General features: G+C 71.5%; 23 protein-coding genes and 1 pseudogene. 12 read left to right on the top strand and 12 right to left on the bottom strand.

All coding sequences use genetic code 11. The features are described from left to right. Window positions 1-237, top strand: a 237-nt coding sequence (locus tag CHF16_RS33440) for an acyl-CoA dehydrogenase family protein (protein WP_281259429.1), incomplete at its 5' end; no start/stop codon positions are given. Between the two features lie 45 nt (window positions 238-282). On the opposite strand, the gene CHF16_RS33435 is transcribed toward CHF16_RS33440, so the two are convergent. After that, window positions 283-882, bottom strand: coding sequence for a TetR/AcrR family transcriptional regulator (locus CHF16_RS33435; RefSeq protein WP_089330170.1), 600 nt, complete (start codon window positions 880-882; stop codon window positions 283-285). 100 nt (window positions 883-982) lie between these two features. Here CHF16_RS33435 and CHF16_RS33430 point away from each other — a divergent pair, with 100 nt between their 5' ends. Together CHF16_RS33430 and CHF16_RS33425 are read left to right on the top strand one after the other, a co-directional pair. Next, the gene (locus tag CHF16_RS33430) at window positions 983-1,561 is read left to right on the top strand and encodes a hypothetical protein (protein ID WP_089330169.1); all 579 of its coding nucleotides are present in this window, start codon (window positions 983-985) and stop codon (window positions 1,559-1,561) included. Between the two features lie 7 nt (window positions 1,562-1,568). After that, window positions 1,569-1,931, top strand: coding sequence for a DUF2867 domain-containing protein (locus CHF16_RS33425; RefSeq protein ID WP_089330168.1), 363 nt, complete (start codon window positions 1,569-1,571; stop codon window positions 1,929-1,931). Between the two features lie 89 nt (window positions 1,932-2,020). Here the strand turns inward: CHF16_RS33425 and CHF16_RS33420 are convergent, their stop codons facing one another. From CHF16_RS33420 to CHF16_RS33395, 6 genes and pseudogenes are all read right to left on the bottom strand, one after another. Then, window positions 2,021-2,557 carry a PIN domain-containing protein gene (locus CHF16_RS33420; RefSeq protein WP_089330167.1) on the bottom strand — a complete coding sequence of 179 codons (537 nt, stop codon included), beginning with the start codon at window positions 2,555-2,557 and terminating at the stop codon, window positions 2,021-2,023. Beyond that, window positions 2,554-3,669 (bottom strand): helix-turn-helix domain-containing protein, encoded by a 1,116-nt coding sequence (locus CHF16_RS33415; protein WP_089330166.1) that lies wholly within the window; start codon window positions 3,667-3,669, stop codon window positions 2,554-2,556. The genes CHF16_RS33420 and CHF16_RS33415 overlap by 4 nt, the downstream gene beginning before the upstream one ends. Window positions 3,670-3,750: 81 nt before the next feature. Next, window positions 3,751-4,056: a DUF397 domain-containing protein gene (locus CHF16_RS33410; protein WP_089330165.1), complete on the bottom strand. Its 306-nt coding sequence runs from the start codon at window positions 4,054-4,056 to the stop codon at window positions 3,751-3,753. A 29-nt stretch (window positions 4,057-4,085) separates the two neighbouring features. After that, window positions 4,086-4,290 (bottom strand): annotated as a pseudogene (locus tag CHF16_RS41995) (DUF397 domain-containing protein). 69 nt (window positions 4,291-4,359) lie between these two features. After that, complete coding sequence (locus CHF16_RS33400) at window positions 4,360-4,566, bottom strand: DUF397 domain-containing protein (RefSeq protein ID WP_089330163.1); 207 nt, start codon at window positions 4,564-4,566, stop codon at window positions 4,360-4,362. Further along, window positions 4,563-5,396 (bottom strand): helix-turn-helix domain-containing protein, encoded by an 834-nt coding sequence (locus CHF16_RS33395; RefSeq protein WP_089330162.1) that lies wholly within the window; start codon window positions 5,394-5,396, stop codon window positions 4,563-4,565. Before CHF16_RS33395 ends, CHF16_RS33400 begins: the two co-directional genes overlap by 4 nt. 276 nt (window positions 5,397-5,672) lie before the next feature. On the opposite strand from CHF16_RS33395, the gene CHF16_RS33390 reads away from it, so the two are divergent. From CHF16_RS33390 to CHF16_RS33370, 4 genes are all read left to right on the top strand, one after another. Beyond that, the gene (locus tag CHF16_RS33390; RefSeq protein ID WP_089330161.1) at window positions 5,673-6,140 is read left to right on the top strand and encodes an ATP-binding protein; all 468 of its coding nucleotides are present in this window, start codon (window positions 5,673-5,675) and stop codon (window positions 6,138-6,140) included. Between the two features lie 280 nt (window positions 6,141-6,420). After that, window positions 6,421-7,161 (top strand): DeoR/GlpR family DNA-binding transcription regulator, encoded by a 741-nt coding sequence (locus tag CHF16_RS33380; protein ID WP_342750151.1) that lies wholly within the window; start codon window positions 6,421-6,423, stop codon window positions 7,159-7,161. 10 nt (window positions 7,162-7,171) lie between these two features. Next, the gene (locus tag CHF16_RS33375; protein WP_218826965.1) at window positions 7,172-8,353 is read left to right on the top strand and encodes an MFS transporter; all 1,182 of its coding nucleotides are present in this window, start codon (window positions 7,172-7,174) and stop codon (window positions 8,351-8,353) included. Window positions 8,354-8,414: 61 nt separating this feature from the next. After that, complete coding sequence (locus CHF16_RS33370) at window positions 8,415-8,954, top strand: hypothetical protein (RefSeq protein WP_143228216.1); 540 nt, start codon at window positions 8,415-8,417, stop codon at window positions 8,952-8,954. 46 nt (window positions 8,955-9,000) lie between these two features. Here the strand turns inward: CHF16_RS33370 and CHF16_RS33365 are convergent, their stop codons facing one another. From CHF16_RS33365 to CHF16_RS33355, 3 genes are all read right to left on the bottom strand, one after another. After that, window positions 9,001-9,576, bottom strand: a complete 576-nt coding sequence (locus CHF16_RS33365; protein ID WP_089330157.1) for a hypothetical protein — start codon at window positions 9,574-9,576, stop codon at window positions 9,001-9,003. 74 nt (window positions 9,577-9,650) lie between these two features. Next, window positions 9,651-10,451, bottom strand: coding sequence for a thioesterase family protein (locus CHF16_RS33360; protein ID WP_089330156.1), 801 nt, complete (start codon window positions 10,449-10,451; stop codon window positions 9,651-9,653). Between the two features lie 92 nt (window positions 10,452-10,543). Beyond that, window positions 10,544-12,211 carry an LCP family protein gene (locus CHF16_RS33355; protein WP_089330155.1) on the bottom strand — a complete coding sequence of 556 codons (1,668 nt, stop codon included), beginning with the start codon at window positions 12,209-12,211 and terminating at the stop codon, window positions 10,544-10,546. Between the two features lie 348 nt (window positions 12,212-12,559). Here CHF16_RS33355 and CHF16_RS33350 point away from each other — a divergent pair, with 348 nt between their 5' ends. Both CHF16_RS33350 and CHF16_RS33345 read left to right on the top strand, forming a co-directional pair. Beyond that, complete coding sequence (locus tag CHF16_RS33350) at window positions 12,560-13,534, top strand: glycosyltransferase family 2 protein (protein ID WP_245869673.1); 975 nt, start codon at window positions 12,560-12,562, stop codon at window positions 13,532-13,534. 104 nt (window positions 13,535-13,638) lie between these two features. Beyond that, on the top strand, window positions 13,639-14,391 hold the full coding sequence (locus tag CHF16_RS33345) for a hypothetical protein (protein WP_089330153.1): 753 nt from the start codon (window positions 13,639-13,641) through the stop codon (window positions 14,389-14,391). 10 nt (window positions 14,392-14,401) lie between these two features. On the opposite strand, the gene CHF16_RS33340 is transcribed toward CHF16_RS33345, so the two are convergent. Together CHF16_RS33340 and ispD are read right to left on the bottom strand one after the other, a co-directional pair. Beyond that, window positions 14,402-15,166, bottom strand: a complete 765-nt coding sequence (locus CHF16_RS33340) for a glycerophosphodiester phosphodiesterase (protein WP_089330152.1) — start codon at window positions 15,164-15,166, stop codon at window positions 14,402-14,404. Beyond that, the gene (ispD, locus tag CHF16_RS33335) at window positions 15,163-15,864 is read right to left on the bottom strand and encodes a 2-C-methyl-D-erythritol 4-phosphate cytidylyltransferase (protein ID WP_089330151.1); all 702 of its coding nucleotides are present in this window, start codon (window positions 15,862-15,864) and stop codon (window positions 15,163-15,165) included. The genes CHF16_RS33340 and ispD overlap by 4 nt, the downstream gene beginning before the upstream one ends. Before the next feature lie 366 nt (window positions 15,865-16,230). On the opposite strand from ispD, the gene CHF16_RS33330 reads away from it, so the two are divergent. The 3 genes from CHF16_RS33330 to CHF16_RS33320 all read left to right on the top strand — a co-directional run bounded on the left by CHF16_RS33330 (window position 16,231) and on the right by CHF16_RS33320 (window position 18,987). Further along, window positions 16,231-16,962, top strand: a complete 732-nt coding sequence (locus CHF16_RS33330) for a phosphocholine cytidylyltransferase family protein (RefSeq protein ID WP_089330150.1) — start codon at window positions 16,231-16,233, stop codon at window positions 16,960-16,962. 128 nt (window positions 16,963-17,090) lie between these two features. Next, window positions 17,091-18,146: an iron-containing alcohol dehydrogenase family protein gene (locus CHF16_RS33325; protein ID WP_179271826.1), complete on the top strand. Its 1,056-nt coding sequence runs from the start codon at window positions 17,091-17,093 to the stop codon at window positions 18,144-18,146. Beyond that, window positions 18,136-18,987 (top strand): CDP-alcohol phosphatidyltransferase family protein, encoded by an 852-nt coding sequence (locus CHF16_RS33320; protein ID WP_089330148.1) that lies wholly within the window; start codon window positions 18,136-18,138, stop codon window positions 18,985-18,987. Before CHF16_RS33325 ends, CHF16_RS33320 begins: the two co-directional genes overlap by 11 nt. Window positions 18,988-18,997 lie beyond the last annotated feature (10 nt).

Here is an 18,997-nt window from a genome sequence, read left to right as displayed (position 1 = left end):
CGGGCGATGGGCGGGGAGAAGGTCGCGGATCTGACGTTCGTGTCGTCGGCGTGCAAGGCGCTGGCCTCGGATGTGGCGATGGACGTGACGACCGACGCGGTGCAGTTGCTGGGTGGGTACGGGTACACGCGGGAGTTCCCGGTGGAGCGGATGATGCGCGACGCCAAGATCACCCAGATCTACGAGGGCACCAACCAGATCCAGCGCATGGTGATGGCCCGCCAGCTCCTCAAGTAACCGCGCCACGCCGCCCACGACGGGACGATCCGGCCCATGCCGGTGTCAGTCCGTCCCGTCGCCGGGTGAGGTTCGGGCCTGGAGCAGGCCGTCGACGCCGCGGAGGAACGTCTCGCAGACCAGCGCCGGGTCGAAGAGGCAGCCGGCGGCCATGGCGCCGTCCCGCAGCATCACGAAGTGCCGGGCCGCGGGTTCGGCGGGCGCACCCGGGACGCGCGCCAGTAGTTCCGTCACCGTGTCGAGGAACCACTGCCGGTGCGCGATGACGGCCTTGTGCACCGGGTGCGCGGGGTCGGAGTACTCGGCGGCGGCGTTGAGGAAGGCGCACCCCCTGAAACCGGGGGTGCGGATGCCGTCCGCGATGGACTCGGCGAGGGCCCGGACGGTCCCGTCCGGTGGGAGCCCGCGGGCGACGGCCTCGTCCACCTGGCCGCGCGTCGCCCGGTCGACCTCCCCGAGATAGGCGAGGACGAGGTCCTCCTTGCTGGGGAAATGCCGGTAGAGCGTCGCTCGCGTCACCTTCGCCTCGGCGACGATCCGGTCGATCCCGACCGAGTGGATCCCCTCCGCGTAGAAGATCCTCGTCGCCGTGCCGAGCAGGCGCGAGCGCGCCTCGGAGCGCCGGCCTCCGGAGTCCTGCGTCATGCCGCCCAGTTTAGCGAGTAGAACGTTCGGTCTTGACAACGCGCGGACGAGGCGCCACTCTGAATCGAGACAGAACGTTCGTTCTACCTAGGGCGGCACCATGACCACCACCATCGCTCCGTCCGGCGGCCTCGGGACGGCCTCCCCGCTGCGGCGCCTGTACTTCGTCCGCTTCGGATTCGCCATCGTCTGGGCCCTCGTGATGTTCACGACGGCCTCGAACCTGGGGCCGCTCGCGGCGACGCTGCTCGTGCTGTACCCGCTGTTCGACGTCGGCGCGGCCGTCGTCGACCTGCGCTCCTCGCGTGGTAACGGCTCGTCCGGGCTGCTCTACGTGAACATCGCGGTCAGCCTGCTCACCGCCGCCGGCGTGGCCGTGGCCGCCGCGTCCGGCATCCCGGCCGTCCTGCGGGTCTGGGGCGCCTGGGCGATCGTGGCGGGGCTGGTCCAGCTGATCGTCGGCGTCCGCCGGCGGGAGATGGGCGGCCAGTGGCCGATGATCATCAGCGGCGCGATCTCCGTGCTCGCCGGCGGCTCGTTCATCCTCGGCGCCGCCGCCGACGACCCGACGCTGACCAACGCGGCCGGATACGCCATCCCCGGCGGCATCTTCTTCCTGATCTCGGCGATCCGCCTCGGCCGCGCCGCGAACCAGAGCCGCCACCGCGTCACCTCCTGAGCGGACGGTGCGGCGATCAACCCCGACCGCGCCGCGGCCCGGTCTCGAAGATCAGGGCGGCGGCGCGGTCGAGGACGTCCGCCCGGTCGCGCCCCTCGTGGTCGGCGGCGAGCGAGTGGTGCCCGATCGCCACGCAGAACGCGATGAGGGAGCGGGCCTCGACCTCGTCCGGATCGGCTGGGCACCCACCGCCACCGGTGACTACGAACTGCGAATGGCCGTCCTGGTCAAGACGAACGGCCGGCTGGGCCGCTTCTACATGGCCCTCATCGCACCGTTCCGCCACCTGATCGTCTACCCGCTGCTGGCCCGCCAATGGAACCGAGCCTGGAAGACCCGCCCTTCAGACCTCAAGACCCACCAGCCTTGATACAGACGACCGGCCCGCCGCCGAAGCTGCGTCACTAGATCGGCCGAGACGGCAGCACAACCTGGCGCAAAGCTGCCCGAGGCCGCCCCTCACCCCAGCAGACCTTCGCACCGCGCCCATTCGAAGAATCCGGCTCCATCGCACGGCAAGTACGCCTCGTGGTCGGACAGAAGGTCCACGACGGTCGCGGCCTCCGCCACCTCAATGATCTTGTATCGGACGCCGCCGCAGAGTGTTTCGAGCGTTCCGGTGACTTTGACGCCTCGTTCAATGCCCTGCCGTCGGCCGGCGCGATCATCGACCATTGCGGTGATGTTGTGGAACTCGGCGTACGCCAGGGTCGTCGCCTCCCCGATATTGCGCATTCCGCCGCCGAGTCGGCCGTGATACTGGGAGAAGAGGGCGAGGTACGAGAGCGCCGTCTCGTTGACGGTACTCAGCCATGGTTGGGCTGCGGCCTGGTACAACTGCGCGTGCCGGGGGCCTCCTCGCAGAAGCTCCTCCTCGACGGCGGACGTGATGACGCACTCGTGATCCGCCAGCAGCTTCTCCAGAACCGGAAGCTGGTTCGATCGCGCGAAGTAGTTGAGCGGTGAGCTGTCGATGACAAGGCGTCGGCGATTCACCGGAGTTCGCCCCGGAGCGCCTCCAGCGGTACCTCGTCCCGGGCCGGCAGGTCGTCGATGTCGATCTGGCCGCGCAGCATCTCGGTGACGCGCTCGGCGGACAGGCGGTGAGTTCGGTAGGCGCGTATCGCGGCGGCGGCCACGCCCGTCGGAAGGTAAGGGGCCGCGAGTTCTTCGGTGACGCGCACGCCGCATTCGAGGTAGTCGGCACGCGTCGGAGACCTGGAATCGAGCGCCCTGAACTCCTCGCGGGAAAGCAGCTCGAAGGTTCTGAGCTGACGCAGGGTGGCGGACCAGCTCGTGCGGTACTCGGTGCTCAAGATGATCGCCGCGGGACGCGCCTCGTGCTCGGTGCGGAGCGTTCGCCAGCGCTCGGTACATCCGGCGCGGGGGATGAGCAGGTTGGCGGCGAACGCATCGATCGCCTGTTCCGTGGCGCTGGTGCCCGCCCCCCAATCGATGGAGTAGGCGTCGCCGAAGAGATGGTGCCCCAGTTCATGGGCGAGGGTTGACCGGCGCCGTCCGGGATCGAGATCCCCATTGACGAGCGCGACGCCGACACCGTCGACCTCGGCATATGCGCCGTCCCCGCCGTCGTCCCCGAGGGCCATGGAGTACGGATAGAGACCGGCACGCTCCACGACATCGGCCAGGTCGTGAATTGGAGGGCGGGGATCCAAACCGAGCAGTGATCTGGCCCGCGATGCGGCTTCCTCCGCTTGCCAACCGGGATCCCCGGGGCTGATGGCATTCAAGGAGGCCTTGACGGTGCTCGGTTTGAGGGCGCGCACCTCGACGAGGACGGCGACGTCGCGGGAGATGTCGTTCAGCGCCTGATCGCCCTTCGGGTGGCCCCGTCGTCCCTCCAAGGCCGCGCGCCGGCTGACCACGGCGGCGGGCGGAGGTGAGACGAACCACTGGAGGGGACGGTCAAGGGCGTCGGCCAGGCGCACCAGCTCCAGTGAGCTGATCTGCCGCCGACCGGTCTCGATCTTGGTAACGGCCGTGCGGTCCAGACCCACCTCTGTGGCGAGGGCTTCCTGGCTGAGTCCGAGGGCCTTGCGAGCCTCGGCGACCCGGCCCCCGACTTCACGCCATCCCTGCTCCTCCATTGTGCCATTATCGCACACGCCCTGATGGAGGCGCCGTCGCGCCGCTCGGGCGTCGCCCTGGCTTCGGCGGGCGGGGTCGTCTCAGAGGTCGTGGCGGCCCTGCTTGATGCCGTCGATCAGGGCCCGGGCCGTCGCGGCGCCGACGACGAGGCGGGGGCCGGCCGGGTCCTTGGAATCGCGAATGGCGATGGCGGGGAGTAGGGCTGCCATCTCCACACAATCGCCGCCCTGGCCGGTGCTGTGACTGCTCTTTCGCCACGAGTGTGCGGACGTCTGGACCAGCTCGACGCACTCGGCGCCTGCCCCCTGGCTGCGTGACGATTTCCGCAAGGACGCGCAGGTCAAGGGGTGAAGATCAGCGTTTCCGCGGGGAGTGGATGTCTTCATCGGGCTCGTCTCTCACTTCAGCAGCCTGGTCAGAGGTCGAAGCGGCCTTGTTTGAGGGCGTCGATCAGGGTCTGCGCCGTTGCTGAGCTGACGATGAGGTGAGGTCCGCCCGGGGCTTTGGAATCCCGGACTGCCATCCCGTTTGGCGAGCGGCGCGAGTTCGACGCAGTCCCCTCCATCGCCTTGACTCCGGGACGACTTCCGCCAAGTGGCATTCTCATGAAGAGGAAGCACGTCTTGTGTTCTGAATGTTCGGGGCCCTATCAAGTCTCGTTTCCTGCTGAGAAGCGGTGCTCGCTTCGCTCAGAGGTCGTGTTGACCGGCTTTGATGGATGTGAGGATGGACTTAGCGATCTCTGCTCCGATGACCAGGCGAGGGCCGTCGGGGTCCTTGGAGTCGCGGATGGCGACGGTGGAGGTCATGGCTGCCAGCTCGACGCAGGCGCCGCCTTGGCCAGTGCTGCGGCTGCTCTTGCGCCACCGGACGGTCGTCCGGTTGTCGGTGCTCACGTGTAGCTCTCCTGGATCTGCTGAATCATTTTGAGAGACTCCCCCGTTCGGAGCGACTCTCCCATGACCAGGTCGAATCGCACTCGATACTCCGCGACGATTGTTCCGTCTTCGAGCAGATGACTGATCTCGGGACCCTCATGGTAAGCGACGTCCACTCCGCCAGGAAGGCTGAGAACGAAGAAGGAACCGTCCAAAGCGGCGTAGGTGACGGATGTGAAGGGCAGTACCCGGATCTCTACACGCGGGTTTGTTGTCGACGTCTCGATGAGCTTGGTGAGCTGTTCGTTCATCACCTTCGCACCGCCGACCGGGCGCCGTAGCGCGGATTCGTCGAGAACGAACCACATGCGGGGCGCGTTGTCGCGGGTGAGGAGTTCCTGCCGTGCCATGCGGGCGGCGACGCGGTCTTCGAGCGCGTCCAAGGGGAGGCCGGAACTCATGACGGCACGTGCGTAGGCCGGTGTCTGGAGCAGGCCGGGGACCGTCGAAGCCTCGAAGGAGCGCATCGCGACGCAGTCGGTCTCGATCTGGGTGTACTTGGAGAAGCCTGGCGGTGCGGCCAGATGCTTGCCTTCCCGCTTGATTTCTCGCCACATGTGCCAGAAGGCGCGGGCGGACGTCTGGAAGAAGACGTCCAAGTCGTCGGCGGTCTGTTCGGAAGGCGGCTTCTGGGCGGTCTCCAGCTTCTCGATCCAGCCCGCCTGGCAGCCGAGGGCTTGGGCGAGTCGAGCGCGGGACAGGCCGGCGGCTTCTCGGTGGGCGCGCAGGACCGCTCCGAAGCTGCGAAGGAGAGGGTCTCGCGTGTAACCGTCTCGGTCGTCGGGCATTGGGGGGCCTCTGCCTGGGGTTGGGGTGTCATCTGGGATGTGTTGGGGTCGTGGCACAGAGTAACTCCGCCTGTGAGGGTGGTCGTCGAACTTCGGTCATCGAACAAGACGGATCTGCGTGATGAGCAGATTTTCGCGGGGTAGTTCGCGGCGCGATTTCCGATTCGCCCAAATGGTGCGGTGGCTCGTCGGGATTTGGATTCGTTGGCGTGGATGTCGCGTGCGTGACGCGCCTGCGGTCGGTGACTCGGCCCCCGGAATCGAAGGAGACGATCGATGTCGGTGTCTGTTGGCGCCGTGGTGGAGGCGCGGCCGCCGGTGAGTGGTGGGGAGGTGCGCGCGGAGGTGCTCGGTGTGGCCGCCCTGCCGTCCGCGGTGCCGGTCGCGCGGTACTTCGCTCGGGCCCTGCTCGGGTCGTGGGAGGTGGACGAAGCCCGCCGGTGGGCCTGCCAGCAGGTTCTCGCCGAACTGGTCGGCAACGCGCTGGAGGCGACGGGCGAACCGGGCGGGACGGACTTCGAGGCGCGCGGGATCGCGATGATGCTCGTGCGGTTCCAGATGTGCGCCGCCCATCTGGTCGTCGAGGTGCGTGACGACAGTGCGGCGCTGCCGAAGGTCGGGCACGGTGCTCTGCTCGATGAGGGCGGGCGGGGTCTCATGCTGGCCGAGGCCCTCGCGTCCGGCTGGGGGTTGTACACGCTGGCCGTCGGCAAGGTGGTGTGGGCGGCGTGGGATCTCGCCTGATGGTTCTCCCGCGATGGGCTGCGGGGCGGGAGCGGCGTGCGGTGGTCGCCGCTCTCGTGGAGTTGCGGGACGAGCTGGCCCGGCAGTCGCGGTACTGGACGATTCTCGCCGGGGTGGATGGGCGGGACCCGCTTCCCCAGACCTGCATGGCGGCCAAAGCGCATGCGTTCGCGCAGGCTGCGGTGCGGGCGGATGAGGCCCTCGGGCGGGTGGTGCGGTCGGTGTCTTGACTTTCGAACATGGTCGATGTTCGATCTCACGTATGGAGAGTTCGGAACGGGTGGCTGTGCTCATCGATCGGTTGCGGACCACCGAGCGGGTGTCGGTGGGGGAGCTGGCCGAGGAGACCGGGGCGTCCGAGATGACGATCCGCCGCGACCTCGACCAGCTCGCCGAGCGCGGGGTGCTGCGGCGGGTGCGGGGCGGGGCGGTGAGCCTGCTGCTGCGCGGTGAGGCCCTGCCGTTCGCCGTCCGCGAGCAGGAGGCGGCCGCGGCCAAGGAGCGGATCGCCGCCGAGGTGGACGGCCTGCTCGCCGACGGGGAGGCCGTCGTCCTGGACGCCGGCACCACCACGCTGGCCGTCGCCCGCGCGATCGCGGGGCGGCGGCTCACGGTCGTCCCGCTCGACATGCACGCGGCCAACGCGCTCAGCGGCGCGCCGCAAGTGCGGCTTCTGGTCCCCGGCGGGCGGGCCGCGCCGGGTGCGCTGGCGTTCACCGGGCCGCTGACCGAGGCGTCGCTGGCCTCGCTGCGCGTGGACACCGCCGTCCTCGGGGTGTGCGGCCTGTCGGCCGGGCACGGGCTCACCGCCCATGAGCTGGACGAGGTCCCGGTCAAGCGGGCCGCGATCGCCTCCGCGCGGCGGGTCATCGCCGTGTGCGACGGGGGCAAGTTCGGGCGCAGCGGCCTCGGGCTCGTGTGCCCCGCCGACTCGCTCGACATGGTGGTGACGGATAGCTCCGCTCCGGCGGCGGCCGCGTCGCGCCTTCGCGACGCCGGTGTGGACGTCCGCCTTGTCTGACCGGCGGAGGTTGAGAGCGGGCCGCGCGGCCACCTTCGCCTACTTCGGGCTGGACGGGTTCGTGCTGGGCATGTGGATCGTCCACATCCCGGTCATCGAGGACCGGGCGGGCGTGGGGCATGCCGTCCTCGGCTGGCTCCTGCTGCTGTTCGGCGCGGGTGCGCTCGTCGGGATGCAGACCGCCGGTCCGCTCACCGACCGTGCGGGTGCGCGCGCCGTGGTGCCGCTGAGCGGGGTGCTGTGCAGCGCCGCGCTGGTTCTCCCCGCCTTCGCCGTGAACGCCTGGACGCTCGGCGCGGCGCTGGTGGTGCTCGGTGTCACCAACGGTGCGCTGAACGTCTCCATGAATTCCCACGCCGTGCAGGTGGAGCACGGTTACCGGCGGCCCGTCATGTCCGCGTTCCATGCGACGTTCTCGCTCGGGGGCGTCCTGGCCGCGCTGGTGGGTGCCCGCACGCTCGGGTGGGGCTGGTCGCCGGTGGTGTCGCTGGGAGCGGCGGCGGTGTCCGGAGTCGTCGTGGCCGTGCTCATCGTTCCGGCACTGCTGCGTGACTCTTCTCCAGGGGCCGCTCCTGGCGGCCGAGCCCGTACCAGGGCGCCCAGGCGCATCTGGATGATGGCCGCCCTCGCGCTGATGGTGATGCTGTCGGAAGGTGTGGCCAACGATTGGAGCACCCTGCATCTGCGCGATGCCCTGGACGCGTCCGCCTCCACGGCCGCGTTCGCCTACGGGGCCTTCGCCACCGCCATGACCGCCGGACGCCTGCTGGCCGACCGGGTGGCGGCGCGCTTCGGCCCGGTCGCCGTCCTGCGCTACGGCGCCGCCCTCGCCGCGTCCGGCCTGGCGGTCGCGGCCCTGTCGCCGTGGATCCCGGCGGCGCTCGCCGGCTGGGCCCTGGCGGGGGCCGGGCTCTCCGGCTGCGTGCCGCAGATCTTCAGCGCCGCCGGCCACCACGACCGGGACGCCGTCGGCGCCAACGTCTCCCGCGTCGCCGGGGTGGGCTACCTCGGCATGATCGCCGGACCCGCCGTCATCGGCCCGCTCACGCATGTGATGCCGCTGAACCTGACGTTCTTCCTGCCGGTCGCGCTGTGTGCGGTCGCCGCGGCCTCGGCGGGCATCCTGCGCACTCCGCGGACGGCCCCGGACGCCGTCCAGCCTGTCGAGGAGGCACAGAACCCACTCGGGTGACAGCCAATGAGTGGTGAAGTGACGGCGGAACTGCACGCTGTTGACCGATGGTCGATGCGCCGTGGAAGATCAGGCGCTCGCACATTTCCGGTGCGGCTTTCGCAGTGGTGGAGGCGCCTTGGCGGACTATATGGAAGTGGTGCGGGAACGGGTGGTCGCCGATGGGTGCGAGGTGACCACCGAGGAGGTTTCCGGGGTCCCGGCCCTGGTCGCCTATCGGTCGAACTGGCGGGCGCTCTCCAAGATGCACCTGTTCACCGTCGTCGCGGAATGCGAAAGCGTCGACGCCGGGACGCTGGAGCAGTTCACGCGCGAGGCGAGCTTGCTCGCGAAGGAGCGCAAAGGGGCGATGCGCGGGGCGCAGTCGGGGGTGCTGGTCATCGCGGCGCTGGTCACGGAGTACGCGGACGAGCCCGCCAAGGTGATCGCGGGCAGGCCGTTCCGGCAGGGCGTCGGCGGATTCGCCGCCCTCGTCCAGCCGGCGGTGGTCGACCTGACCGACAAGAGCGTCCATTCGTTCCGGGGGCGCAGGATCTGGGGCGCCGCGTTCGCTTCGTACCTTCGCAAGAAGAACATGTTGTACCTGCCGGACCCGCGATAGCGGACGGCCTGGGGGACGGGCGCGGCCCGTCCCCCAGTGGCGCGGGTCAGTTGTGGGAGACCCGCAGGGTGATCGAGCCGTCCCTGTTCATCCTGGGGCTGAAGGTGATGCCGTTGTAGCCCACGCTCGAGTGGGACCGCGAGGCGTTCATCGTGCTGACCATCGTGGTGCCCTTGCCCCGGCTGGTGAAGCTGATCTGGTCGCGCACGATCCCGATGCGGACCGGGGCCATGTTGAACTTCTTGTCGAACTTGATCACCTGGCCGTCGCGGACCTTGACCTCGCAGTCGGCGTCCGCGCACTCCTTGAGGACCTTGCCGGACGCCGCGTCCGCCGCGTCCGCCGCGTCCGCCGCGTCCGAGGTGTCCTTGGCGGCCGGCCCGGACTCCGCCTCGGGCGGGGCCGCCTGGGACGGCGCCTCGGCGGCGGACGGCCGGTCCGGAGCCGACGGCGCGTCCGGTGCCGTGGGCCGGTCCGGCGCATGCGGCTGGGCCACCGCGGGCGCCACCGGCTCGGGTGCGGGCGGTGGCGCGGCGGCGGCCGCGGCGGCGGCGATGCCGGCGGTGAGCGCCACCGACGCGGCGGCCGTGGTGGTGAGCAGGCCGAGAATCCTTGTCGACATCCTGGGTCTCCTGGATGGGTGACTGCACTCTGTCACTGACCCACTACCCAGAGTGATCAAATGCGGAAACCTGCTCAGCGGTGCTCGTCCACCAGCAGGGTCTGCAGGGCCCGGCCGATCTCACCGTCGCGGTCCGCGAGGGTCGCCTGGCAGAGCGCGCTGCCGCCGGCGCTCGCGTCCAGCGACGCGGCCATGCACAGCCACTCGCCGGCCGGGTCGCGGTGCAGCGCGACGGTCAGATCGGTGTTGATGATCATCCACTCGGCGTGCTCCAGCTGGCTGCCGATGCCGGACGCGCTGTCGGCCAGCGTGAGCGCCCGGACGAGCGGCGTGTCGGGCTCGCCCGCGACCAGCGGGACGCGGGCGCGGGCCCAGACCGTGCCGGGGCCCGGCTGCCCGAAGCTGCCCTCGACCGTGCGCCACTCCATCGCCGACAGGTAGCCGCCGGTGTGCACGCCGGGCCAGGACGGGAACGGCGGCGTCGTGGCGGGGAGGGGCGGCGGGCCCGGGGCGTGCACGACCGAGTCCAGCGCGGGCGGGGCCGCCATGATCCGCCAGGCGGTGGCGCGCACGACCGTCCGACCCGCATGGACGATCTCGCCTTCGAGCAGGGCGATCCGCTTGCCGGGCCGGACGGTCCGGACGCGCACCTCCAGCTCGGCGACGGGCACCGGGCTCAGGATCTCGACCGTCACGCGGGCCACCCGGGTGCCGGGGAGGGGGTCGTGCCGCTCGAACGCCCGGCCGAGCAGGCCGGAGAACGGCCCGCCGTGCTGGAAGTCCGGCGACCAGGGGCCGGCGGTGGCGGCGGTGCTCGCGAACCGGCCCACGCCGAGCGGCTCGTAGAACGCCTTCGCGGGCGCTTCCTCGATCATGCGGCTCCCTCCCACGTCCACCAGAACATTGTTCTACAGAACATTATTCTAGGAGCGGGCCCGAATCCAGGGGGCATCCGGAGGCGGGAGCGTCAGGCGCAGAGCTTGGAGGTGGCCGTGCCCGCCTCCACCTCGGGAGACGCCGACGGCGACGTGCTCGGCGTCACCTTCACCTTCTCGACGCCGTCCCAGTTCGCGCCGACCATGACCTGCACGCGCGAGCCGAGCGAGCTCACCTTCTTCAGCTTGGCGCCCGGGATCGCCGCGGCCAGCGTCTTGGCCGAGTCGGCCCGGTCGGGGCCGTACTGGATCTGCGTCGTCTGCAGGCCGCGCCGCGCCACGCCCGGCACGACCGTCACCTTGAAGCCGAGGTCGCGGAGCTGGCCGCCCGCCTTCGTCGCGAGCCCCGGGGTGCCGATCGCGTTCAGCACCCGGACGGAGATCTCGTCCGGCGGCACCGTCAGCCGGTCCTCGGGCTTCTGCGTCGGCGAGGCGCTCGGCTTCGGGGTCTGCTTCGCCAGCGGCTGGTCGCGCCGGAGGCGGGTGAACAGGTCGCGCGCCTTCTCGCGGTCCCACTGGACGGTCGACTGGGGGGTCGGCGCGTTCCACAGCACGGCGTTGTAGTCGGGATTGGCGAGCGGCACCTTCGCGAACGTCAGGTCGTCGGTCGACAGGTTCTTCATCTGGTCGGCGAGCTTCGGCAGGTTGTCGGCCAGCTTGTCGTCCACGCGCAGCGACTTCAGCGCCGCGTTCAGGAACTTCGTCGACTTCACCGGGTCGCCGAGCGTCTTCGTCGACAGCGCCTGCTTCATCATCGACGCCATGAACTGCTGCTGCCGGTCGATGCGGCCGAGGTCGCTGCCCCCGGTCAGGGTGTAGCGGGCGCGCGCGAACGCCAGCGCCTTCAGGCCGTCCACGTGGGACTTGCCGGGGGGCAGCTTCAGCCCGCTCTTCGGGTCGTTCACGGCCTCCTCGGTGCACACGTCCACGCCGCCGAGCGCGTCCACCATGTGCACGAAGCCGTAGAAGTTCACCTCGACGTAGTGGTCGATGGCCACGCCCGTCGCCTGCTTGACCGTGCTGACGGTGAGGTCGGGCCCGCCGAACTGGTACGCCCAGGTCAGCTTGCCGGGACGGGCCGGGACGCGTGCCCCCTTCGCCCCCTCCGACCCGTTCGACTTGTGCGCCGGGATCGTCACGTAGGAGTCGCGCGGCAGGCTGACGACCGACACCCGGTCGTGGTCGCGGGACACGTGCACCAGCATCATCGTGTCGGACCGCTCGCCCTGCTCGTGCCCGAGCCTGGCCGCCTTCTGCTGCTCCTTGGTCAGCCCTTCGCGCCGGTCGACGCCCGCGACGAGGATCGTCATCGCGCCCTTCGGGCCGTCGCCCTTGCCGAGCCCGTTCACCGACACCTTGTCGATCATGCCGGTGACGTAGTTCTGGAACGCCCACGCGCCGCCCGAGGTCAGCAGCACGAACACCGACATCGTGCCGGTCAGGGTGAGGAAGCGCTTCTGCCGGCGGGCGCTCATCGCGGCGCGCGGGCTCAGCCCCCGGCCGGGACGGCGCGGGCCGCGCGGGCCGTCGACCGGCACCCGCGGCGCGGGCATCCCGTCGATCGTGACGCCCTCGATGTCGTCGCCCGCCTGGTCGTCCGGCGCCGCGTGGGCGCCGGGACGCGGCCGGAAGTAGCGCTCCAGCGGGTCCGGCTCCGGCGAGCGTGGGCCGCCGCGACCCGAATCGTGCCCGTCTGCCATGCCGGCCGCCGCCTCCCGAAGATCACGTTACGCCGTGCGTCCCCACCACTCTAAAGTGGGCGACACCCGTCCGTTCGCTACCTGGACCTCGTGTCCTTGCAGTAACGTGGCGCCGTCTTGACCACACCCCGGCGGCCCGCACGCGAACCTGGGTGGCGTGGGCTGCGTCAGGCAAGCGAGCAAGAGAGAGGAAGGGGCGCCCGCCTCCGGCTACCGGACGGCGCGCGTCCGCGAGCCCACATGAATTCGTCTCCCCGTGCCCATCGCGCCACGAACCAGGAAACCCGCTACGCCGTGAAGACCCGTCCCGACTCCGGTGAACGCACCTGGCCGGCGGTCTCGGTGGTGATGCCCGTCCTCAACGAGGAGCGGCACCTCGCCGACGCCGTGGCCGGCATCCTGTCCCAGGAGTACCCCGGCGAGCTGGAGCTCGTGCTCGCGATCGGCCCGTCCCGCGACCGGACCGAGGAGATCGCCCGCAAGCTCGCCGCCGAGGACCCGCGCGTCCTCGTCGTCGCCAACCCGACCGGGCGCACCCCGCAGGGCCTCAACATCGCGATCAAGGCCTCGCAGTACTCGATCATCGTCCGGGTGGACGGGCACTCGCTGCTGCCCGCCGACTACGTCCGCGCCGCGGTCGAGACGATGGAGGAGACCGGCGCCGACAACGTCGGCGGCATCATGGCGGCGGAGGGCGTCACCTCCTTCGAGAAGGCCGTGGCGCGCGCGATGACCTCCAAGCTCGGCGTCGGCAACGCCCGCTTCCACACCGGCGGCGAGGCGGGCGAGGTCGAGACCGTCTACCTCGGCACGTTCCGCCGCAGCGCGCTGGAGCGGGTCGGCGGCTACGACGAGACGTTCGTCCGCGCGCAGGATTGGGAGATGAACCACCGCATCCGGGAGACCGGCGGCCGGATCTTCTTCACCCCGCGGATGCGGGTCACCTACCGGCCCCGCCCGAACCTGCGGGCCCTCGCCAAGCAGTACTTCCACACCGGGCGCTGGCGGCGCGTCGTCGGCCGCGAGCACCAGGGGACGCTGAACCTGCGCTACCTCGCGCCGCCGATCGCGGTGGTCGCGATGGCGGCGGGCGCGATCGCCGGGGCGTTCGGCTTCTGGCCTGGCTGGCTGCTGCCCGGCGGCTACGCGGCCGCGATGATCGCGGGCGCCGCCGTGGAGGGGCGCGGGCTGCCGCTCGCCGCCTGGGTGCGGCTGCCGCTGGTGTTCGCCACGATGCACGTGACCTGGGGCGTCGGGTTCCTGACGAGCCCGCCGCGGCTCGGCCAGCCGACTCCGGTGAAACCCGGCGAAAGCGTCCAGTAGCGGGCAGAAGGTATACCCACCACCGAACCGACGTGCAATGCTGTGCGTCCCAGGGTTAGGTTCGACGGGATCTCGCCCGCGGAACTCGGCCCTGGAGGGTGGACATGACCAACGGAGCACGCCACGGACTCGGCGTGTTGATCGGCCTGATCGTGACCCCGGCCGTCGCGGCGTCCCTGGTGTACGGGGCGAACAAGCTGCGCATGGTCCTCACCTTCGGCTACGCGAGATTCCAGAGCTACCACGGCAAGGAGATGTGGATCGGCGCCGGCATGCTCCTCGTGGCGGGGCTCCTGCTCGGCCTGGTGAGCGGCAGCCGGCTGTCGCCGCTCGCGTCGCTGATCCCCGGCGCCTGCTACACGATCGTCGGCGTGATCTGGTTCGCGTCCCCCAGCTGGGCCGTGCAGCACCCCGGGCGCGACGTGCTTTCGCGCGACATGGCCCTCGGCTACACCACGCTCGCCTCGCTCGGGGTGTTCTTCCTGCTCGGCGTGATGCTCCTCGTGGCGTCGCTGGCGCCGTCCCGCTGGAAGGCCCGCACCGCCGCGGGCGCCGCACCGAGCTTCGCGGGGCCGCCGCCCGCGCCGATGGGCCCGCCGCCCATGCCGGGCGCCGCGTCGCCGATGCCCGGCGCTCCGGCGCCGCTGGGCGCCCCGGCGCAGAGCCCGTCCTGGAACCCGCCCCAGCCGCAGTTCGGCCAGCCGCCCGCGCCGCCCGCCTCGTCCGGCCCGCCGCCGCTGCCCTCCGCGTCGCCGGCGCCGCCGCCCGCCCAGGAGAAGCGGGAGCCGTCCGCCGACGACGACGGGGACGACGGCAACCCCGGCGAGTGGACCCGCATGTACGGCGGCAACAAGTAGTACGACGCGGCTATACGGCGGCGAGGACGCCCGGGATGTCGTTGACCACCATCGCGTCGAACCCGGCCTCCGCGTAAGTCGGCGCCGCCTCCGCGGAGGGGCACCAGGCGATCGTCTCCAGGCCCGCCTTGTGGGCGATGTCCACGCAGTGCTCCAGCGGCCGCAGCCGCGTGTCGGGGTGCTCGATCCCGCACGACCCGGTGTGGACGGCGACGACGTCCAGGTCGAGCCCGGCGGCGGCCGGGACGGCGTGCCACAGCGGGAAGCGCAGCCACGTCAGCAGCCCCAGCGGGACGCCCGGCAGCTCCTCCCGCAGGAACATCAGCAGCGACGGGTCGAACGAGGTGACGAGCAGCCGGCGCCGCTCCGCCTCCCGGCGCAGGACCGGGGCCAGCAGCGCGCCGGTGCGGCGGGACGGCTCGTCCAGCGCGTCCTCCAGGACGGTCTTGACGTCCACGTCGACCGCGACGTCCGCGGGCAGCGCGTCGAGGATGTCGGTGAGCAGCGGCAGCCCGCTGTCGGTGGCGGGCAGGTCGACCAGGTGGTCGCCGTCGACGGTCGTGGGGTCGTGCCGCAGGACGAGGTGGTCGTCGGCGGTGCGGGTCACGTCGATCTCGACCCAGGCCCCGCCGGGCGTGCCGCGGAGCGCGCCGGCGGCGGCGAGCAGCGACGGCAGCGTGTTCTCCGCGACGGGTTCGGCGGCGCCGGGCGGCAGCAGGTCGCCCGACCCGTAGCCGCGGTGCCCGATGACGGTGGGGGTGCTTTCGAAGATCAAGGGGTTACCTCGGTGGCGAGATGTTCGGCGAGGACGGCGTCGAGGGGCTGGGTGACCTTGAGGTTGCGCTCGCTGCCCTCGACCACGCGGATGGGGACGTCCGGCAGGTAGCGGTGCACGATGCCGCAGTCGTCGGTGGCGCGCAGCGCGGGGTCGGCGAGCGCCAGCTCGTACGCCTTGCGGATGGTGCCGAGCCGGAACCCCTGCGGGGTCTGGAACCGGGTCAGCGTCTCGCGGGGCGGCATCGAGGCGACCACGCCGCCGTCCACCACCACGACCGTGTCGGACGACGGCACCCCGACGGCGACGGCCTCGTGCTCGTCCAGCGCGGCCAGCACGCGGTCGATGACGGGGCGGTCGACGAACGGGCGTGCGGCGTCGTGGAACAGGACGCGGACGTCGTCGGGGCGCCCGTCCAGCACGCGCAGCGCGGCGACCGTGGACGCGGTGCGGGTGTCGCCGCCCTCGATCACGGCGGCGGTCTTGCCGAACGGCGCGGCGATCGCGGCGGCGTCGCGCAGGTGGCCCGCCGCCATCACGACGACGACCTCGTCGACGCCGGGATGGGCGTCGAAGGCGCCGACCGCGTGCGCCAGGATGGGCCGCCCGCCGACCTCGATGAGCTGCTTGGGACGCCCCGCGCCCATCCGCTCGCCGACCCCGCCGGCGAGCACCACCGCCACCGTCCGCGCCGCCATGTCCCCATTCCTCCGACAGGTTCCTCCGGCGGGTCTCCCCGGCACCCGTTCCCGGCATCACCGGCATGCCCTTCCGGGCATCACCGGCCATGCTCAACGTACCGGACGGCCCCCGGAGGCAGGGTGGAAGAAGCGGCCCGCCCGCCCGATCCCGCCGGATCGAGTATGGTTACCTCGCCGTGCAGGGCTCAGTGCAGGCGGTACCGGCACCGCCGCTCCGCCGCGGCGGCGCCCGCGCGCCGCGCTCCCGCCGAGGGCCCGGCCCCGTTCGCGCGCGCCGCGCCGACCGCCTACCTTGGCGTCCTGACCGGCGGCGGGAACGCCGCCGCGCGCGGACCCGTTCGACCTGTGAGGGAAAGAGGAAGCATGATCGGCATGGTGCTGGCGGCGGGTGCGGGCCGGAGGCTGCGGCCCTACACCGACACCCTCCCCAAGGCCCTGGTCCCGGTGGACGGCGAGACCACCATCCTGGACATCGCCCTCCGCAACCTCGCCGAGGTCGGGCTGACGGACGTCGTCATCGTCGTCGGCTACTGCGCGGGCGCCGTCGAGGAGCGCAAGGCCGCCCTCGAGGAGCGGTACGGCGTGAGCATCACGCTGGTTCACAACGACAAGGCCGAGGAGTGGAACAACGCCTACTCCATGTGGCTGGCCCGGGAGCACTTCGCCAAGGGCGTCCTCATGGTGAACGGCGACACGGTCCACCCGGTGGGCGTCGAGAAGACGCTGCTGGCCAACCGCGGGCCGGACATCCTGCTCGCGGTGGACGACGTGAAGCCCCTGGCCGACGAGGAGATGAAGGTCATCCTCGACGGCGAGGGCCACCTGAAGACCATCACCAAGCTGATGGACCCGTCCGCCGCGGGCGGCGAGTACATCGGCGCCACCCTGATCGAGCCCGCCGCCGCCGAGGCGCTGGCCGACGCGCTCAAGGCCACCTGGGAGCGCGACCCCGACCTCTACTACGAGGACGGCTACCAGGAGCACGTGAACCGCGGCGGCGTCATCGGCGTGGCGCCGATCGGCGAGGTCGCGTGGGTGGAGGTCGACAACCACGACGACCTGGAGAAGGCCCGGCGCATCGCCAAGGGCTACTGACCCGCGGCACCCCCGGACGACGCAGACGCCGGGCGACGCGGAACCCCGGCGGCGCGCCTCCGGGTGACGCGGACCCGGAACCAGGCGCCCGACCCCGAGCGAGGAGGCTCATGCCCCTGCTGACGCGGATGCTCAACGCGCCGCTCTCCATCGACGTGCGGCGCGGTGCCGTCGCCGCCCTCGGCGAGCTGCTCGCCGACCGCCGGATCGCGACCGAGGGACGGGTGGCGATCGCCGTCGGCCCGGGCCAGGGCGACCAGATCGCCGAGCAGGTCCGCCCGTCCCTGGCGGCCTGCGACGTGTTCCAGGTCGAGGGCGGCACCGTGGACGCCGCGGTCGCGCTGGCGTCCAAGCTGCGCGCCGGGTCCTACGAGGCCGTCGTCGGCATCGGCGGCGGCCGGACGATCGACGCCACCAAGTACGCGGCGACGCTGTCGGGCATCCCGATGGTGTCGGTCGCGACGAACCTGTCCCACGACGGCATCTGCTCGCCGGTCGCCTCGCTCGTGCACGACGGCGGCAAGGGCTCGTTCGGCGTGGTGATGCCGCTCGCGATGGTCGTCGACCTCGACTACGTGCACGCCGCGCCCGCCCGGCTGATCCGCGCCGGGATCGGCGACGTGGTGAGCAACTTCTCCGCGGTGGACGACTGGCTGCTCGCGGCGGAGCAGTGCGGCGAGCGGGTCGACCGGATGGCGCTCACCGTGGCGCGCACCGCCGCCGAGGCGCTGCTGCACCAGCCCGGGTCGATCGAGGACGACCGGTTCCTCACCGTCCTCGCCGAGAGCCTGGTCCTGTCCGGGATGTCGATGGCGTTCGCCGGCGACTCGCGGCCGGCGAGCGGCGGCGACCACGAGATCCTGCACGCCATCGACCAGCTCTTCCCCGACACCGCGAACCACGGGGAGCTGGCCGGGATCGGCACGGCGTTCTGCTACCACCTGCGCGCCACCCGCCTCGGCGCCGGGGGCGAGCGGCTGCGCGAGATCCTCGACTGCCTCGGCCGGCACGGCCTGCCGCGCGTGCCGGGCGACATCGGGCTGACCGTGGAGCAGTTCGGCGAGGCCGTGCGGCTCGCGCCGCAGACCCGGCCCGGCCGCTACACCATCTTGGAATACCTCGATCTCGACGAGGGCGAGACCCTCAAGGCGGTGGAAGAGTATGTCCAGGCCCATGGAGGCTGAGGTCCCGGGGCGGCACGACTCCCCGGCGCCCGGCGACGACCAGCGGCCGCACCGCAAGGGCGCCAGGGTCGCCGACGTCCGCCGGTACGGGCAGCCCCCCGGCCTGAAGGACCGGCGCAACGAGGAGCACTGGGCGGGCCGCATCTACATGCGGGACGTGTCGCCCTACTTCGGGTGGCTGGCGCTGCGGCTCGGCTTCAGCCCGAACCAGCTCACCTACATGATGATGGCGAGCGGCGTCGTCGCCGGCGCCGTCGTGTCGCTGCCCGCCCCCGAGCTGTGGACGGCGATCGGCGGCGCCGTCCTCGTCCAGGTGTACCTGCTGCTCGACTGCGTGGACGGCGAGGTCGCCCGCTACCTGCGGCAGACGTCGGTCGCCGGGGTGTTCCTCGACCGCATCGGCCACTACCTGTCCGAGGTCTCGCTGCTGATCGGGCTCGGCTTCATGGCGCAGGGCGGCTGGCGCAACGGCGGCTGGGTGGAGCTCGGCCTCGTCGCCGCGCTCGGCGCCGCGCTGATCAAGGCGGAGACCGACAACGTCGTCGTCGCGCGGGCGAAGTCGGGGCTGGCCGCCGACCCGACCGGCGGCGACCGGGCGCTGCGGCCCCGCTCCACCGGCATCGCGCTCGCCCGGCAGGCGGCGTCGATGCTGCGCTTCCACCGGATCATCGGGGCGGTCGAGCTGTCGCTGCTGATCCTCGCGGCGGCCGTGCTCGACACCGTGCTCGGCACCGAGACCCCCGCCGCGGTGCGCGTCCTCACGGTCGCGGTGGCCGCGGTCGCGGTGCTGCAGACCCTGCTCCACCTCGTCAGCATCCTGGCCTCCCGGAGACTGAAGTGAAACTCAGCGT

It is taken from the genome of Actinomadura meyerae (genome assembly GCF_900188445.1).
Classification (GTDB): Bacteria; Actinomycetota; Actinomycetes; order Streptosporangiales; family Streptosporangiaceae; genus Spirillospora; species Spirillospora meyerae.
This window is presented reverse-complemented; position numbering and strand designations above follow the sequence as displayed.